Source organism: Acinetobacter sp. WCHA55 (assembly GCF_002165305.2).
In the GTDB taxonomy this organism is placed as follows: domain Bacteria; phylum Pseudomonadota; class Gammaproteobacteria; order Pseudomonadales; family Moraxellaceae; genus Acinetobacter.
Genome location: NZ_CP032286.1, coordinates 2,413,586 through 2,432,286 on the forward strand (window position 1 = coordinate 2,413,586; position 18,701 = coordinate 2,432,286).

Below are 18,701 nucleotides of genomic sequence, written 5' to 3' on the forward strand. Positions count from 1 at the left end.
AAAGGTTGTTGCTATGTGGTTAACCCGTATTAGTGTGAAATATCCTGTTTTTACCATCATGATGATGTTCTGTCTGATGGTTTTGGGCTTAGCCTCTTGGCAAAGAATGGGGGTTGAGGAGTTTCCAGATGTCGATTTCCCCTTCGTGGTGGTTTATACCACCTATCCAGGGGCATCGCCTGAAACGGTGGAGTCTGAAATCACCAAGAAAATGGAAGATCAAATCAATACCATTTCAGGTTTAAAACAGGTCATTTCTCAGTCTAGCGAAGGCTTATCGACAATTATTGCTGAGTTTGAGCTTGATGTTTCTTCTGCTGTAGCCGCACAAGATGTCCGCGATAAAATTGCACCGGTCTCTGCTCAATTTCGAGATGAAATTCAAGACCCGATTGTTGAACGTTACGATCCTTCTGCCAATGCCGTGATGTCGATTGTATTTGAATCACAAAACATGTCACTGAAAGAGCTCAGTTCTTATTTGGATCAGCGCATCATTCCACAGTTTAGAACCGTTTCTGGTGTCGGTACAGTTAACTTGTTAGGTGATGCCAAGCGACAAATTCGCATACAGATTGAACCCCACAAATTACAAAGTTTTGGGCTTGGTATTGATCAGATCATTAACACGCTAAAAGCTGAAAATGTCGAAGTTCCAGGTGGAACGTTGAAACATGGTAACAGTGAACTCGTGGTCGAGATCAAGTCTAAAGTGATTCATCCTTTAGCCTTCGGCGATTTGGTGATTGCCAATAAAAATGGTGTACCAATTTATTTGCGCCAAGTCGCAAGCATTTCAGACAGCCAAGCCGAACTTGAGTCGAGTGCCTATTTAGATGGTAAAACCGCAGTTGCGATTGATATTTTACGCAGTTCCGATTCAAATGTGATTGACGTGGTCGATGGTACTTATGAGACCTTAGCAGATATTCAAAAACAATTGCCTAAAGGCACTACGGCAAAAGTCGTGGTGGATTCATCCAAAGGGATTCGTAACAGCATCACCGATGTTGCACGTACCATTCTTGAAGGTGCCGCTCTTGCCATTTTGATTGTCCTGCTGTTTTTAGGTTCATTCCGTTCCACTGCCATTACAGGTATGACGTTGCCGATTGCCCTTCTTGGCACTCTGACGTTTATTTGGATCTTTGGATTTAGCATCAATATGATGACCTTACTAGCACTGTCACTCAGCATTGGCTTACTGATTGATGATGCGATTGTCGTGCGTGAAAATATTGTGCGACATGCAGACATGGGCAAAGACCCTGTCACAGCAGCCCTTGATGGGACCAAAGAAATTGGACTCGCAGTTCTAGCCACCACCTTAACTATTGTTGCGGTGTTCTTACCCGTGGCATTTATGGGGGGGATTATCGGTCGCTTTTTCTATCAGTTTGGCGTAACCGTCAGTACTGCTGTGCTGATCTCCATGTTTGTCAGCTTTACTTTAGATCCAATGCTATCTGCACATTGGGCCGAAAAGCATAATCCAAATAAACCACCCAATCGAATCAAACGTTTTTTCAATTGGATTTCTGGCAAACTAAATAATCTCAGCCATGGCTATGAGAAACTCCTCAAGCTTGCTTTACGCTTCCGATTTATCACCCTCATAATTGCTGTAGCTTCACTGTTCGGCGCATTAGGCTTATCTGAACTAATTGGAACAGAGTTTGTCCCTGTTCCAGATAAAGGTGAGATTCGGATTAAATTCGAAACACCTGTCGACGCCTCTTTGGAATATTCACAAGCCAAACTGCTGCAAGTCGATAAAATTATTCAGCAGCACCCTGACGTTCGAGCAACCTATGCCGTGATTAATGGTGTTACGGATCGTGGTAAAAACCATGTCAGTATTCGCGTAACCGTTACGTCACGTACAGAACGAAAGAAAAGCTTAACCGATTTAAACAATGAATTCCGCCAACGCTTACAACAAGTCGGTGGCATTACTGTGACCTCAATTGCCTCCGCAGATGAAACGGTATCGGGCGGACAAAAGCCAGTGATGATTTCCATCAAAGGTCCAGACTTAGCCGAATTGCAAAAAATTTCAGACCGCTTTATGGCAGAAATTGCGCAAGTCAAAGGCATTGTCGACTTAGAAAGTTCACTTAAAGCTCCTAAACCGACTTTAGGCGTGCATATTAATCGGGTCTTAGCCAGCGATTTGGGCCTATCAGTCAACCAAATTGCCAATGTGATTCGCCCACTAATTGCAGGGGATGATGTCACCACATGGCAAGACAACAAAGGCGAAACTTATGACGTTAACCTACGCCTAACCGAAACTGCACGTAGCTTACCTAGTGATGTACAAAACCTTTACCTAACATCGCAAAAAACGGATGCCAATGGTCAAGCATTATTGATTCCCCTTTCTAGCGTTGCCCATTTAGAAGAAAGTCTGGGCGCATCGCAGATTAATCGACGCGATCTAACACGGGAAGTTCTGATTGAGGCCAACACTTCAGGTCGCCCTGCAGGCGATATTGGCATGGATATTAAAAAAATTGAAGACAACTTTGAGCTTCCTGCAGGTTATAGTTTTGACACACAAGGTTCAAACAAAGACATGGCTGAATCCGCAGGTTATGCCATGACCGCAATCACCTTATCGATTGTGTTTATTTATATTGTGCTAGGTTCGCAGTTTAATAGTTTTATTCACCCTGCAGCGATTATGGCTTCCCTGCCACTATCATTAATTGGGGTATTTTTAGCGCTCTTCTTATTTAACTCCACCATGAACTTGTTTTCTATTATCGGTATTATCATGTTGATGGGCTTGGTGACCAAAAATGCAATTCTATTGATCGATTTCATTAAAAAAGCCATGGATCACGGCGTTGATCGTTATCAAGCGATTATTGATGCGGGTAAAACACGTCTACGCCCCATTTTGATGACTACTAGTGCTATGGTGATGGGCATGGTACCTCTGGCTTTAGGGCTAGGTGAAGGAGGTGAACAAAGCGCACCTATGGCACATGCAGTGATCGGCGGTGTCATTACATCGACACTGCTGACCTTGGTGGTGGTTCCTGTGATCTTCACCTATTTAGATGACTTTAAGAACTTTATGCTGCGTCAAGCACGTAAAATCATGTCATAATAATCGACATTTTTCTGAGGCGGTGTCGACATGCCTCCTCATTTTTTATCGTATAATCTTTGACTTTCAAAGTTTAAAATTTTAGGACAGTTTCCATGCGCGCGAGTCGCTTTTTATTTGCAACGTTAAGAGAAACCCCAAATGACGCAGAAGTGATTTCACATCAACTAATGCTGCGTGCTGGGATGATTCGTAAATTGGCTTCAGGTTTATATACTTGGCTGCCGATGGGCGTTCGCGTATTAAATAAAGTTGCAGCGATCGTTCATGAAGAAATGAACAATGCGGGTTCACTCGAAGTCCTGATGCCCGTAACTCAGCCAGCGTCTTTATGGGAAGAATCTGGTCGATATGTCCAATACGGCCCTGAACTGCTTCGTTTCAAAGACCGCCATAGCAACCCTTTCGTGCTTGGTCCTACCCACGAAGAAGTCATAACCGATCTTGCGCGCAATGAACTCAAAAGCTATAAACAATTGCCTGCAAACTTCTATCAAGTACAAACCAAATTCCGTGACGAAATTCGTCCACGCTTCGGTGTAATGCGTTCACGTGAATTTATCATGAAAGATGCTTATTCTTTCCACGCAAACCAAGAATCACTGCAAGAAACTTATGACATCATGTACAGCGCGTATTGCAAAATCTTTAGCCGTTTAGGTCTAGATTTCCGTCCAGTACAAGCAGATACAGGTTCAATTGGTGGTTCAGGCTCACACGAATTCCACGTATTAGCATCAAGTGGTGAAGATGATATCGCTTTCTCGACTGAATCTGACTATGCGGCAAATATTGAAATGGCTGAGGCCGTTTTAGTCGGTGAACGTGCAGCGCCAACCAAAGCATTAGAAATTGTCGATACCCCAAATCAAAAAACCATTGCAGACGTCTCTAACTTCTTAAAATCTGATCCTGCTCACTCTGTAAAAGCCTTGTTAGTACAAGGTATTGCAGCCGAAGAGAGCCAAACAACACCAGTAGTTGCATTATTCTTACGTGGCGATCATGAGCTAAATGAAATTAAAGCGGAGAAGCATCCACGTATCGCATCACCATTAACTTTTGCAACAGAAGAACAACTTGTTGCACTGGGTTTAACCGCTGGTTTCTGTGGACCACAAGGCTTAGTTGAAAAAGGCTTAACGGTCATTGTCGACCGCGCTGCGTCTGTACTGTCTGACTTTGTTGCTGGTGCAAATGAGGTTGATAAACACGTGACTGGCCTAAACTGGGAACGTGATGCACAGTTCACCGAAGTTTATGACTTACGTAATGTGGTTGAGGGTGATCCATCTCCAGACGGTAAAGGTACGTTGCAAATTAAACGTGGTATCGAAGTCGGTCATATTTTCCAACTCGGTCAAAAGTACTCAGAAGCTTTGGGCTGTAAAGTTCTAGGTGAAGATGGTAAGCCATTTACGGTAACCATGGGTTGTTACGGTATTGGTGTAACACGCGTGGTTGCCTCTGCAATTGAGCAAAACTTTGACGAAAAAGGCATTATTTGGCCTGTGGCAATTGCACCATTTGAAGTTGCCATTGTTCCTATGAATGCACATAAGTCTCCACGTACTTTAGAAGCAGCTGAAGCACTGTACGCTGAACTTACGACAGCAGGTTATGATGTTTTACTAGATGATCGTAACGAACGTCCAGGCGTGAAATTCTCTGACCTAGAGCTTACAGGTATTCCTCACCGTATTGTGATTGGTGAAAAAGGCTTGGATGCAGGCACTTTTGAATATAAAGGCCGTCGTGATGCTGAGTCTGTAAACATTTCTAAAGAAGAGTTATTGGCGAAAATTGCAAAATAATTCATTCTAGAATAAAAAAACCCGCGATTATCGCGGGTTTTTTTATTAGATCATATATCTAACAGAATTTTAAACCACCATAGCAGTTCGATCGAAAGTTTTGCCCTTGTAAGCTTAAATTAGTCAGTGGAAAATCCAAAGTTGTCGTATTCATTGGAACATTACCAACAACTAATGCAGAACCACCAACACATCCTGTTAAAAGGTTACCGCAATTTCGAGGATTATCCGTTAGATCTTTATTAATACCCGCAATAGTTTGTTTTAAGACCTCATTGGTAATTGCCACTTTGGTTGTTGGGCTTAGGCTACCCAACTCCACCTCATCCTCCATGGCCAACCACCATCCCTTATTTGCTCCAACCGCAGCGCCCGTCCATAGGATATCTTGTGATTGCAAAGATAATGATGCAGGGTTATTTAAATACAAAGCATGAATTAAACCTAAACTTTGGTTCACAGTGATATCCGTTTTAAGCCCAGTAATATTGCCTGACACCTGTTTATCTAAGTTTAAGAAACCGAGTACTTGAGCTGTTAATTGCCCACTAAAATTAATTTGCCCAACAGTACCCGTCCCTTTTAAAGTTACATCTTTCATTCGAGTCCCCGACACAACTGTCGAATTAATCGTAAAAGGTGCTGTAGTTGAAGATAGATTTAAATTATAAGTATCAGATGTATATGAAATGTTATAACAAGGGTCTAAAAAGCCACTTACACAAGTTGTACCAGAGCTACTTCCGAGTAATCGTCCTTGCACAATACCATTCATAGTTAAACCTGTATCTGCATAAGTCATGCTACGAGCAGATGTCACTGCAGTGCCAGATGCCGTCTTGGTTTTCATATAACCACTAAAGGTATTAATTCCATTAGGTATCGCATTATTATTTGCATCTACATCATTATTAGTACCCAAGGTCATCAAACCTTTAATCTTTTCAGCACTGACACGAAAACCAAGTACCTCACGTGTTGCTGCTGAGGTCGGATTTTTAATAGCGAACTGAATAAATGGATTTGTGATTAATGCCGAAGTCGCTGCGCGCTGATCCGATGTATAGTTTGGATCATCAGGTAGTCCACTTAACCCAATATGATCGATATCAATATCGCAACTGTTGGCTCGAATTGAATTATTGTCGCCACCACATCCCAATTGAAGCTTTTTAATATTGGCATTCAGCTCCAATTCCGCACTAAGGGCCAACTTATAAAAACCAATGTTTGATTGATTATATGTTTTCCCTTGTGCATCGGTTGTATTCGTCCCCTGCTGAAACTCTAGATTCATTAAAGACTGACCTTCAACTTCTGACAATTCCTCGTCATTTAAAGCGGTCATCGCATAACTTTGACTCAAGCCTAATGTTGCTGTGATTAGAATTGAAATTAAAGACTTATTCATTTTATTTATTCCTTGTCATTCTTTTTAGCGCGGCGTAATCCCTAATGTGCTACGCATAGCCCCACCCGTAATGGCAATATCTGCAACCTTCTGCATGGTACCTGTTGGAGACAATGCAACCTCCGCTCTAAAGGCAGTTCCTTGTCCTCCTGCTAATGCCTTATGGTTAAATTGCACTTGATTGTCTATGACAACTGAATCCTTTTGCATCTGAATTTTGCCATTCAAGCCTAAGTGACCTTGCATTTTGTTTAAGTTAAAACTTGAGGTTTTTGTTGCTGTTCCATTGCTATCGGTATTACTGAGGCTTATAAAACTGCCTTTTTTACTTTCATTACTCAAATCTGCGCTACTTAACGTATTAAATTCAAAGTTAGATTTAAATGAGAGGTAATTGCTTTGCGGCGTCCCACCTACAGCCTCAAGCCCTGGAATAATAAAAAGCTCACCTTTCCCATCTAACATAAAAGCAATCGATGCGAGAACGTCATCTTTTTTGGCAAAGTTATTGATAGCTACCACTTCTTTGGCACAGGTATTAACACCTTCGGGACAGTTATATAATGAGCCAGGAAGCTGGCCAATTGCGATTTCCGCATTCGCTGCAAACAATAAGTTATCAGCTTTGATATAGATTTCATTTTCATTAAAACCAATTACACCATTGGCTTTAAAATATGAGTCAATATTGCGTAAGCCTGTATAGTAGTTAACTTCTTCACCATGCTTACTCATCGCACCATCAATGACAATAATAGATGTTGTTTTAGGGTTGCCCTGACTATCTTCACCATAACCATCAGTTGATACTGCGATGTCGTAGCCCAACCCATCCTTCACTGTTCCAGCGGTATTGGTATATTTCTTGGCAAAAAATGCTGCATTGGCATTTAGGTTATAAATTGGTATACCTAAACCCCATGTTCCTTCGTTAGTATTGTTGACTGCAATTGAATTATCTGAAATAAAACGGGCTTTACGTGCAATTGCTTGAAAATCGAGCCCACGTATAGCAATAAAAGCCATATTTGAAGCATTGCCCGTTGGTGATGGGTTATAAATCAACTCATAGTTTTGCGCACCCAATATCGTCTTAATTTGATCATTGACCACGAACCCCATTGAATTGGTGCGGATGTTATTGATATAAATTTGTCCAAAATCAATATAGGCATTTTGAATGTTTATTGCAGAGTTGGGGTCAGTAGATGTACGTACGTTCAGCGGTGATAAATTTGAAAACTCGATGGCATAACTGCCTGTGCCAGTGTGCCCTAATTCAAATGTTGTTGGTGTGGCAGCGCCGAGCAAACTATTTCCTGCACGGGTAAAGTCAGCCGATACATTTAAATGTAGTCCACCTGCATTCTTAAAACTATAACCTGCAGAGGCAACCACCTCATTTTCTTGAACATTACCGTTAACACGATTGACCGTATTAAACTTAGCAACGCCAGTCTGATCAGCATTTAACGCGATCTTGCCATTGGTTAAAGCACCTGATGCCCCTATTCGAATTAAATTTCGGTGAGTCGAATTTGCTGAGCCATAACGTAAATCGACGTTTAACCCCGGATTTGTGGCATTGCCTACGCGGCTGTCATGTACATCAGTCTTATCTTCCACTCGACCTAAAACAACAATATTATCGCCAACGCTGCTCTTTGAAGTAAGAACTATACCTTCCGTTTCATCGATATAAAGATATCCATCAGCAGATAAATTGAAATTGAAGTCTTTTAAGGTTAAATCTTGATTATTTTGCCCATAACTAATACTGGCATTCTGCAATTTAAAATCTAAATGCGCCTTTGAGTCGCGGTTAAACAGACCATTCGTCGTTGCCAAGTACACTTCAAAAGGTGAAATAGTCGAAAGCTTAAAACTTCCTAAATTTTGATCTGTTTCGCCCGTTGCACAATTCGGCGAACACATCAGCATAATTTGGGCAGCTGTTGCGGTAAAAGGCGACACACTGGCAGAAAGCTGAATGCCAACCCCTTGCGTACCATTGGCCAATTGTGTTGTTCCCACATCAAAATCGAGTTTGGTTTTAATATTGTTATAACCAGTCGCCGTTTTCACTTCAATATTATGTAAACCCAGTTTAATCGGTGTTTTTCCGGCTTCCGCTGGATCGACCCAATTCAACTGTTTAATGTCAACTTTTGAAGCTTCATGAGTAATTGAAATACCATCTTGACCCGTTACATCACTTAAAATCTGATCATTCAAAGCTTGTAATGCATAACTTTGATTCGCTGCACAGATACACAGTGTCAGAAGGTTTAGTTTTATTATTTTATGCATCTCAATATCCTTTTGAAACTATGGGTTTAACAGCGACTACCCGCAGTGCCCGAGCAGTTATAGCTAAAGATTTTTAGATTTCCATCCAGATGTAAGTTTCCATGGACATTTAAGCCCATAAAGCCTTGTTCCTGACCTTTATCAAAACTTGGTACAGTTTTACTCGTACCATAACTGTTATAGGTTGAGGTGTTGAAATATCCATTTTCACCACTTTCCACTGAAAGACTGGCAAAACCTAAATTACGAATTTTGAGAGGTTTATCATCGAAAAATTTTAACAGCATTGCAGTTTGTGGCTTACCTTCTTTATTCAAAATCGTGGTGCCTTCCAGCGAAAATTTATCAATTTGCATAGTGCCCTGAAACTGCTTAAATACCAGCCACTTTTTTTGCCCATTTTCCTTATGATTATTTGGAGAAATGGCGATACGGCACAGTTCTAATAAAGCGCAGTCTTGATTTGCACGCATTTGATAATACGCTTCAGTGACAATAGCTCTACCATTCGCATCTACACCATTGGTTCTAGAAATCGTATTTAAACTCATGTCATTGGCATATTGGTGGTTAATCGATAGGGTTAAGCTCAAATCTGCACCGCCCTGTCCAACCACCCCGACTAGTTCAGTATTATCCAAATCTACCAAACCCGCTTGGGACAACATGGATACAGACATCAACATGGTTACACATAATTTTTTCATCATGTCAGTATCCTATAGCCCTGTGGTCTTAATTTTAAAATGCTGAATCAACACACCATCAATAGCAACTGAACCCAAATTCACAGGTGTTGCTGTTCCTGGTCCACGAAATACCACACCTGTAGAATTGGTCGCAGTATTGGCTTTGAGCGTATTGGTGGTTGGATCTCGTGTCACGCTACCAATCGAAATACTGCTATGTGTTGCATTATTTCCTTGGTACTGTATAGCGGTACTTCCTGTCCCCGTTTGAACAATATTCGAACCACAATACGCTACATTACAAGTTGATCCCTTATAGTCAGCACTGCTTCCACCTTGTACATCTGGGTAATAGGTATAAATCTGTTTATAAATCTCAGGCACATTCGGAATACGTGTGACTTCAAGAATAATATTACGTCCTTCCGAACCTACAACAAAAGGCTGATACATATTCCCCAAAACCAAATTAATATTTGGGCTGTATAAATAAAGTCCTTCACTGGCATTAAAAATTGGAGCTAGAGAACGATCTAACGCGGGTGTGACTGCCGTGCCATCGTTGGTCGTAGCTGTGCTAAGTCGAAGGACTTTGGCATTCAACTGCGCTTTATTCGTATCTGTATTTTCATAGATCAATGTAGATGGATTATCATTGGTATTGATCCGAAGTAAGGCTGCCATCCCAAAGGTTTTATTTTGCTGGTCTAAGGTAGAAGCTTGAGTTTGAAACATACGCACCTGTGAGCCATTTAAACTCAATCCGTTAGCAACCGCTTGTAGACGTATTCTTTGGTCTAAGCGCAAATCAGGGTCTGCAGCTGCGTTCGTTGTTGTCGGTGCGCCAGTAATGGGGTCCACTTTATTGGAGGAGTTCCAACTGCGAGAAAAAGCATCCCACCATAGACCTAATTTAATATTATTATCTGTATCACTCGCTACAACCGTTGCTAAAGGCGCTTCTAGCCCTAGAAAACTTACATCTGAACTTGCATTCGACTGATGAAACTGTTTAATCCCCGTGGCTGTGCCAGCGCGAAATAACCAAGGGTTAACATCGCTTCCCCATGTGAAGCCCTGATTACTGAAACGACTATTGGCATTATTATCAGACCGTGAAAGCGCTAAACCATAAATAAAGATATCCGCTTTGGTTCGTTTCGTGGTCAGATCATCAGCATCAGTATATTTGGAGTAGTTCTCACCAACAGGAATAATACGAATGAAACCCGTGTCGTATTGTTGTGGATTGGCCACGCCACGGTTGTAGCTAGAAGCCGTGGAGAGGTCATTGGCCCCTTGGAACACCATCTTGAAGTTTTCAGGAAGTAAAGCAATGCCTTCACCTGTAGTATCCGCTAGATATTCATCGGAAAGTGACTCAAGCGCAAATGTAGACTGTGCAAGCATGAGTCCGACAAGACTAGCTAAACAGGATTTTTTCAATCCTGCGGGATATATACGATTCGTCATCTCGACCATCCTTATTATTTGATGCTCCGCATCTTTATGTACTGCATCCTTTGCTTGGCATTCTACTGTGCGCACTATAATTTTTATTTGCGTCAACCAAAGCACTCTATTTCATAATTGATTATGCTGAAACTCGGCACAAATGCAAAACCAACTGTCCGATAATATTTATTTTCCGATGAATGAATTGACATAAAAAAAGCGGATCAATGATCCGCTTTCTTAAATATCAAAAACTTAGGTCTTTGGTAGAGTCACACCTGTTTGACCTTGATACTTGCCACCACGGTCTTTATACGATGTTTCACACACTTCGTCAGATTCGAAGAACAACATTTGTGCAACACCCTCACCGGCATAAATACGTGCAGGTAGATTCGTTGTGTTCGAGAACTCTAAAGTGACATGACCTTCCCACTCAGGCTCAAGTGGTGTGACGTTTACGATAATACCGCAACGTGCATAGGTCGATTTACCCAAACACACAGTCAACACATTACGCGGAATACGGAAATACTCAACGGTACGTGCTAAAGCAAATGAGTTCGGCGGAATAATACAAACATCAGCTTCAATATCGATAAAACTTTTATCATCAAAGTTTTTTGGATCTACAATTGCCGAGTGAACATTGGTAAAAACTTTAAACTCACGTGCACAACGTACATCATAACCATAGCTCGACACGCCATAAGAAATGAGTTTTTGACCATTTTCATCTAAACGAACTTGGTTTTCTGCATACGGTTCGATCATGCCGTGTTTTTCGCTCATTTCGCGAATCCAACGATCGGACTTAATAGCCATTTATTCTTTCCAAAAAGCTTAATTTCAATAATTGCGTTGTACTTTAACTGAAATCGCATTCAATGAAAATAAGCGCGTTTAAGTTCGCAAAATTTCTGCCTTTAATTACTAAATTAAAAGCTTAAAATCGCAGAATAGCTCAGCGGAATCGAAAAACTCATCAAAACCAGCGATGCTGTTTTTTGCAGGTTAGATTGGTTCAGCCAACGAATTTTATTGCTCGCTAAAATTGACCCAATAAAAGTCCAAAAGAAAGCTATCGGCACAATCAACACCAAAAACAGCGACATATGTGACAAGTAATAATCCAATCTTGTCCACGCAATAGTTGGGAAAATGGCAGAAGCAAATAACAATGCTTTAGGGTTCAATAATGTTGCCAAAAATAGTTCACGCGCCCGAATAGTCGGTTGATTAAAACTCACTTCAGCATCGGCTGTACGCCATAATTTAATGGCCAAATAAATGATATAGCTTGCGCTGAACAGTTTTAAAATAGTCGGCAATAAAGGTAAGTGTACAGACACTTTTCCAATAAGGAAGCCCCATGCCGTGATTGAAATGAGATAGCCAAAAGCTTCTGCTGGAATGAGACGCAAAGATTTACGAATACCGACTTGAATGCCCGAAGAGGCAAGTAAGGTATTGGTCGGTCCTGGAGTTAAAAGAATGGTTATCACTAAACCAATAAAAAACCAAGTGACCATATTCGCAGACCCACATATATATAGTTATAAGCGTAATGACTTGCCTTGCTGAAAGCAATCAAATTTAGTGAACCGTGATAACAGTTTTTTTTAATTTTCATTCAATAAGTAGCATAAATGAAGCGTAAGACCCTTACCCAATCTAGCTTTCTTAAAGATGACGCCACATGGTTTATTCTTTTTTCAAATCAATGATTTTATAAATCAAATAAACATGACTAATGAAAAAAAACTATTCAAATGATTTTTAATCGGTTACTTTTTAAAATATGCGTATTTTTATTCGTCAATCTGATCGCGTAAAGTTAAGGTTAAAAGAGCCAAGTGAATGGCTTTGAAGATAATAAAATGAGGAAAAGTATATGAAAAAATGGACCCAACTCACGCTACTTTCAATTGCACTTGCAGGTCTAGGAGCATGCTCAAGTGACAATAAAACCGCAACGTCAGGCGATGCTCAAACTGAAACCAGTGCACAAGCATCCGACAAACTCCAAACTAAATTTGTCAACATAGCGACAGGCGGTGCATCTGGCCCGTATAACGTGATTGGCACCAGTTTGGCTGAAATTTATAATAAAACCTATGGTGTAAATTCAAAAACTCAAACCACAGGCGCATCGGTAGAAAATCTTAATTTACTCAAACAGAAAAAAGTCGAAATGGCTTTTGTCATGAGTGACAGCTTAACCGAAGCACTGAATGGCACAGGTAGTTTTGCCAGTGGGAAAATTGATAATGTCCAACAAGTGGCAGCACTCTATCCCAACTATGTGCAAATTGTGGCATCAAAAAAATCAGGCATTAAAAAGCTTGAAGACTTAAAAGGTAAGCGTATTGCCGTCGGTGCCCAAAACTCAGGGGTTGAAGTTAATGCACGCACGCTCTTAAATGGTTTCGGTATTACTTATAATGATGTGAAGGTCGATTATCTAGGCTATGCAGAAGCCGCCGATGCGTTAAAAGGTGGAAAAATTGATGCTGCATTCTTAACCAGTGGTATTCCCAACTCATCCTTGATGGAATTGCAACAAGGTTTCGATTTACAACTGGTCGGGATCGATCCTGAGAAAGTGAAACAAATCGCCAAAAACCAAACCTATTTCCTATCTCTAAATATTCCAAAAGGCACTTATGGCAATGCAGAAGATATTCCAACTGCAGCTATTATGAATGCTTTAGTGGTACGTTCCGATATTTCTGAAGATGATGTCTATAAACTGACCAAAACCTTCTTTGATAGTTTAGGACAGTTGGCCAACTCACATCAGGCAGCGACAGAAATTAATCTGGAAACAGCTCAAAAAGGCGTGGTTGCACCTCTACACCCGGGCGCTAAACGTTATTACGAGGAACTCGCAGCGAAAAAATGAAGCTGAAAAAAAGTGCAGTGTTTACTGCACTTTTTCTACTCGGTTTATGCGGGCTGCTGTTCTTGCCTATTCACTATACCGAAGTGACTGTTGCTCAAATGCAGTGCCGAATTTCAACGACACAATTTAATTTGCAGTGGAAACACTCAGTTGAAAAAACCCGTTGGATTGAAAATTATCATCGGGAGCAACAGCACTTTATATTGCGCTACACCGACCTAATTTCTTTCGGTGCAGGTACGCCGAATGACTATCCTATCATCTTTCAAAAAGACGGTATGGTCAGAATGAAAGTTAATCGGCGAATTGATCAAATCAACTGGATCATTTCCAAGAATATGCAAGGCAGTATCATCATTCACCAGGGCGTCTGGCCCATTTTTCAACAATATCCAGATTACACCTTGGTTCAAATTACAGCACAACAACAGCCCTTGTGGAAAGCATGGCAGATCGGAGAATGCCGATGACTCAAAATGAAGAAAAAGTTGCCCCTGAACAATTAGATGAGCAACAACAACAAGCCATTTTAGAAAAATTTGATCGTGAGTCAGTGACTCGTTCCCCAAGCAACAAATCTGTGGCATGGTTCATAGCAGCGATTGCTATTTTATATTCCTTATTTCATTTATTCATTACTTTTAATCCACTACCCGAACTGATTCAACGTTCCGCCCATGTCGCTATTGGTTTGGTTTTGATCTTCCTACTTTATCCTGCGCGTCAGTCCAGTTCACGACAAAGCATCCCTTGGTTGGATTGGTTACTTGCCTTAGCCTCTTTAGCAACCTTTTTATACCTATGGAAAGAATATCAAGCGATCATGACCACACGTGGTGGTATTCCAAACACCTTAGATATTGTTTTTGCCATTTTAGCTGTGGTGCTGGTAGTTGAAGGTGCTCGGCGGGTCATGGGGTGGATGCTGCCTATTTTAGGTTTAGTTTTTCTGTCTTACCCGTTTTTTAGCCACTATGACTGGGTCCCTGATCGTTTATTGACGCGTCCATATAGTATTAGTGATATTTTCGGGCAAATGTATTTAAAAACCGAAGGCCTTTATTCTTCCGCAATCGGTGCCTCAGTCACGTTTATTTTCCTGTTTATTTTGTTTGGTGCTTTTCTGGCGAAATCAGGCATGGGCAAACTGTTTAATGATTTGGCGATGGCACTTGCGGGACATAAACAAGGAGGCCCTGCAAAAGTTGCCGTCATTTCCAGTGGATTTATGGGCAGCATTAATGGCACAGCGGTAGCCAATGTCGTGGGTACAGGTTCATTTACCATTCCCTTGATGAAAAAAATTGGCTACCACAAAAATTTTGCAGGTGCTGTTGAAGCCAGTGCCTCTGTAGGTGGACAAATTTTACCACCGGTGATGGGAGCCAGTGCCTTCATTATGGCTGAAACCACCGGTGTCAGTTATGGCACCATTGCCCTTGCAGCCACACTTCCCGCTTTGCTCTATTATTTGGGTGTAATGGCACAAGTTCATTTCCGTGCTGGTAAAGACAATTTAAAAGGTGTCCCGAAAGCGGATTTGCCACGAGTTAAAGATGTCCTAAAGGAACGAGGACATTTGCTTATTCCAATCGTAGCTTTGGTGTTTTTCCTCTTCCAATCCATTCCCGTTAGTTATGCTGCGGTCTATACCATTGTCTTAACTGTGGTCGTGGCGAGTTTCCGAAAATCGACCCGTATGGGCTTCAAAGAAATATTAGAAGCGCTCGCCGATGGTGCAAAGCAATCCCTTTCGGTCATGGCCGCCTGTGCTGTGGTGGGAATTATTATTGGTGTGGTGAGCCTGACCAGCTTTGGCTCTGTCATGACCTCCTCAATTATGAGCATCGGTGCAGGTAGTCTATTTCTAACGCTATTCTTTACCATGATTGCGTCAATGATTTTAGGCATGGGACTTCCTTCGATTCCAGCCTATATCATTACCGCGACTATGGCTGCACCCGCTTTGGCAAACTTTGATATTCCCACGCTAGTGGCGCATATGTTTGTGTTCTACTTTGGTCTGTTTGCCAATATTACCCCGCCTGTCGCCTTAGCCGCCTTTGCAGGTGCGGGAATCGCAGGGGGTGACCCAATGCGCACAGGTTTCCAAGCCTTGAAACTCTCTTTGGCCGGTTTCATTGTCCCGTTCCTGTTCGTCTATAACCCTGCCATGCTGATGATTGATACAACCAATGTCGCAGTCAATGCACGTGAGTTTGCTTTTCCTGCCTGGACGACTATTGTGAGTATTGTCTTTACCTCAGTAGTCGGTATTTTGGCGCTGGGTGCAGCAGTTGAAGGTTACTTTAAAGTTGGTTTGAACTGGTTCTGGCGGATTTTCTTAGGTGTAGGTGCTTTATGTATGATTATCCCTGAACCTGTGACTGATATTATCGGGATTGTGATGGTGGTAATTGCGATCAGCATTAATATTATGCAAGCCAAAAAACAAAATCAGTCCTATTCAATGTCCTAAAAAGCAAAAAAAGCCCAACTCATCATGTTGGGCTTTTTTTATTGAGGCCTAATTTAAAAAATACGGGTTTGGTCTTTTTCAGCTTTCGGCAATGCTGATGCAATTTTTTCAGCAATTTGCATATAGCTATCTGCTGCACTGTCTTCAACTAGAACCGAAGGCTTCCCTGCATCTGCATTTTCACGGATTTGTACATTTAAAGGCAGACGTCCCAAAAGCGGAATAGCGTATTGCTCCGACAGTTGATCACCGCCACCCGTACCAAAAATTTGCTCTTCAAATCCACAATTTGAGCAAATATGGGTCGACATATTTTCCACTACACCCATGACTGGAATGTGTACACGATTGAATAATTCAATGCCTTTGGTCGCATCCATAAGTGCCACGTTTTGAGGTGTAGTCACAATCACCGCACCTGTCACAGGAATACGCTGCGCAAGGGTCAACTGAATATCACCTGTACCCGGTGGCATATCAATCATCAAGACATCTAAGTCAGGCCATAAGGTTTGATTGAACAGCTGCATCAAAGCCCCTGTCGCTTTCGGCCCACGCCAAGCCACAGGAGTATTATGATCACCTGTTAAATGCCCAATTGATAACACGGCTAGACCATAAGCATCCAAGGGTACAAAGTTTTCCGCTTCAATCATCGGCGTTTTGCCTGCGTTGCCCAACATGGTTGGAATACTTGGACCATAAATGTCCGCATCTAAAACCCCAACTTTTAGGCCGATTTTTTGCAAAGCAAGTGCAAGGTTTACCGTAGTGGTGGATTTGCCCACGCCCCCCTTGCCCGAGGATACCAAAATCACATTTTGAATACGCGGATGCTTCGGCACATCACGTTGTTGTGGAGCGGCTTTTTGGATGGGTGGATTGTTTGGATCAGTTTCAACGGGTTGTGCAGCAACTTTAGGTGCTGAGCCTGAAGCATCGATCACTGGGGGTAAATTGCTTTTCGGTGCAACCTCTTTTGCTTGGCTTGAACAGCTCTCACCTTCAGCATGCTGATGTCCACAGCCAGACTTTTCTTTATGTCCCGTTTTTTGCTGAATCACATGCATGTTTAATTCTTTGATACCGCATACTTCAAGCGCAACTGCCAAATCATCATGCATCTGTTGTAAATCATTGGCTTCAGCAGGAAAAGTATTGATGGTAATTTGCAGAACATTACCCTGCACATTCACTTGAGTAATACGGTCTTTCAACGCATGGTTTGAATTGGGCAAGATATAGTTTTGCAGTACTGTTTGGATTTCTTCTTCCTTTACCTCCTGCGCAGGAGAAAAAACTGATTTAAGAGAAGAAAGCCACGACATATATTACTCCAAGTTCGAGTATTCAGCTGAATGCTATAGTTTAACCACAAAACGAACTTAGGTTAAGTTCAGTATTGATGGATTATGCCATGAAAATGAGTATTCCTAGTTTTTTAGTTGGTTTTATACACTGAATATCAAAGGACAAAGTTTAGCCATTTAAGCTAACTGAAAAAAATAAAAGGGTGAATGACGTCAAATTTGAGCGTAAAGAATTGTAAATAAAATCCAATTTCCCCATTTAAAGTGATGTTATTGCATAGCAATATATCTATATTCTAATGTTCTATCTTTACACGATTTGGGGACAAAATAATGAAACTTTGGGCAGTAGTTGTTTTGGCTTGTACCCTATCTAGCTTTAGTTTTGCAGACACCTCAACCAATTCATTTAAAACCCCTGCGGGCCAGACGGTGACTATTGGTGATCAAGTTCAAGACATGCAGAAAAAAATCGATTTATCGCCAATTTCTATGTCTTCCACCCCGATCAGCAGTGCGCCGAATAGCCCACTTGAGACGGTATATGTATATGAAATTGCAAACTATCGTTACACCATTCGCACCGTAAACAATCAAATTCAGAGCATCATGTGGTTTAACTTAGACGCAGACCCTGCACTCAGTACACAGTCTACGCCATAGTATTAGTGAACATCTGGAAAATCGGTATTCGCCATTTCAGACGGATTAAGCTTGGTCGTCTTTTTTAAACTTTTGCAATGTTTCTGTAGCTTTCTTTTTCAACTCGTCAAACTTTTCAGTGGCTTGCACCTTAAATTCTTCCAGTTTAATTTCAGCCTCATGCTTTAACTCTGTGGCTTTAAGTTTTGCCTCATCCAGTTTATGCCCTGCTTCAACTTTACAATGATCCAATTTTTCCTGCGCGACTTGTTTCGCATGCTCGGCTTTGGCTTGTGCAGACTCCAACTTTTGCTCAAAAGCTGCTTCACCTTCGGCTTTACTTTCTGCTGCGTTTTGCTTTAAGTCAGTCAGTTGCTTTTCAGCATCAAGCTTGGCTTCAGTGGCCTGATGTTTGACATCCTCCAGCACTTTCTCACCTTCAAGTTTTGCTGCTTCAGCTTTCAACTTCAGGTCTTCACCTAACTCAGTCGCTTTTGTTTTTAAATCATCGAGTTTATTATCATTCGTCATGTCACAGCCCTCTTTCGTATTTAAAATTTTGCTTAAC

Annotated in this window: 14 protein-coding genes; 6 read left to right on the forward strand and 8 right to left on the reverse strand. The window is 41.5% G+C overall.

The annotated features are described in order from the left end of the window. The first annotated feature begins 13 nt into the window (after nucleotides 1-13). Together CDG62_RS14510 and CDG62_RS14515 are read left to right on the forward strand one after the other, a co-directional pair. Entirely contained in the window at nucleotides 14-3,118 is a 3,105-nt protein-coding gene (locus CDG62_RS14510; RefSeq protein ID WP_087528509.1) for an efflux RND transporter permease subunit, read from the forward strand. Nucleotides 3,119-3,213: 95 nt separating this feature from the next. Next, entirely contained in the window at nucleotides 3,214-4,932 is a 1,719-nt protein-coding gene (locus CDG62_RS14515; RefSeq protein WP_087528507.1) for a proline--tRNA ligase, read from the forward strand. Between the two features lie 58 nt (nucleotides 4,933-4,990). On the opposite strand, the gene CDG62_RS14520 is transcribed toward CDG62_RS14515, so the two are convergent. The 6 genes from CDG62_RS14520 to CDG62_RS14545 all read right to left on the reverse strand — a co-directional run bounded on the left by CDG62_RS14520 (nucleotide 4,991) and on the right by CDG62_RS14545 (nucleotide 12,329). Further along, the gene (locus CDG62_RS14520) at nucleotides 4,991-6,343 is read right to left on the reverse strand and encodes a hypothetical protein (RefSeq protein WP_087528506.1); all 1,353 of its coding nucleotides are present in this window, start codon (nucleotides 6,341-6,343) and stop codon (nucleotides 4,991-4,993) included. Nucleotides 6,344-6,367: 24 nt separating this feature from the next. Next, nucleotides 6,368-8,653 carry a DUF6160 family protein gene (locus CDG62_RS14525; RefSeq protein ID WP_087528504.1) on the reverse strand — a complete coding sequence of 762 codons (2,286 nt, stop codon included), beginning with the start codon at nucleotides 8,651-8,653 and terminating at the stop codon, nucleotides 6,368-6,370. A gap of 26 nt (nucleotides 8,654-8,679) precedes the next feature. Next, nucleotides 8,680-9,363, reverse strand: coding sequence for a hypothetical protein (locus CDG62_RS14530; protein WP_087528503.1), 684 nt, complete (start codon nucleotides 9,361-9,363; stop codon nucleotides 8,680-8,682). Nucleotides 9,364-9,372: 9 nt separating this feature from the next. Further along, nucleotides 9,373-10,815 carry a hypothetical protein gene (locus CDG62_RS14535; RefSeq protein WP_087528502.1) on the reverse strand — a complete coding sequence of 481 codons (1,443 nt, stop codon included), beginning with the start codon at nucleotides 10,813-10,815 and terminating at the stop codon, nucleotides 9,373-9,375. Between the two features lie 237 nt (nucleotides 10,816-11,052). Then, nucleotides 11,053-11,622, reverse strand: coding sequence for a dCTP deaminase (gene dcd, locus CDG62_RS14540; protein WP_004694514.1), 570 nt, complete (start codon nucleotides 11,620-11,622; stop codon nucleotides 11,053-11,055). A 113-nt stretch (nucleotides 11,623-11,735) separates the two neighbouring features. After that, nucleotides 11,736-12,329, reverse strand: coding sequence for a LysE family translocator (locus CDG62_RS14545; protein WP_087528500.1), 594 nt, complete (start codon nucleotides 12,327-12,329; stop codon nucleotides 11,736-11,738). A 362-nt stretch (nucleotides 12,330-12,691) separates the two neighbouring features. Between CDG62_RS14545 and CDG62_RS14550 the strand changes: the two genes are divergently transcribed. Genes CDG62_RS14550 through CDG62_RS14560 form a run of 3 tightly spaced genes read left to right on the forward strand, consistent with a single transcriptional unit; the run spans nucleotide 12,692 to nucleotide 16,181 of the window. Continuing rightward, entirely contained in the window at nucleotides 12,692-13,702 is a 1,011-nt protein-coding gene (locus CDG62_RS14550) for a TAXI family TRAP transporter solute-binding subunit (protein WP_087528499.1), read from the forward strand. Next, nucleotides 13,699-14,172, forward strand: coding sequence for a DUF1850 domain-containing protein (locus tag CDG62_RS14555; protein WP_087528497.1), 474 nt, complete (start codon nucleotides 13,699-13,701; stop codon nucleotides 14,170-14,172). Before CDG62_RS14550 ends, CDG62_RS14555 begins: the two co-directional genes overlap by 4 nt. Continuing rightward, nucleotides 14,169-16,181 (forward strand): TRAP transporter permease, encoded by a 2,013-nt coding sequence (locus tag CDG62_RS14560; RefSeq protein WP_087528495.1) that lies wholly within the window; start codon nucleotides 14,169-14,171, stop codon nucleotides 16,179-16,181. The genes CDG62_RS14555 and CDG62_RS14560 overlap by 4 nt, the downstream gene beginning before the upstream one ends. 53 nt (nucleotides 16,182-16,234) lie before the next feature. On the opposite strand, the gene apbC is transcribed toward CDG62_RS14560, so the two are convergent. Next, complete coding sequence (gene apbC / locus CDG62_RS14565) at nucleotides 16,235-17,509, reverse strand: iron-sulfur cluster carrier protein ApbC (RefSeq protein ID WP_087528493.1); 1,275 nt, start codon at nucleotides 17,507-17,509, stop codon at nucleotides 16,235-16,237. Nucleotides 17,510-17,824: 315 nt separating this feature from the next. Between apbC and CDG62_RS14570 the strand changes: the two genes are divergently transcribed. Next, complete coding sequence (locus CDG62_RS14570) at nucleotides 17,825-18,154, forward strand: hypothetical protein (protein WP_087528492.1); 330 nt, start codon at nucleotides 17,825-17,827, stop codon at nucleotides 18,152-18,154. A 45-nt stretch (nucleotides 18,155-18,199) separates the two neighbouring features. Here the strand turns inward: CDG62_RS14570 and CDG62_RS14575 are convergent, their stop codons facing one another. After that, nucleotides 18,200-18,664, reverse strand: a complete 465-nt coding sequence (locus CDG62_RS14575) for a hypothetical protein (RefSeq protein WP_087528490.1) — start codon at nucleotides 18,662-18,664, stop codon at nucleotides 18,200-18,202. Between the last annotated feature and the right edge of the window lie 37 nt (nucleotides 18,665-18,701).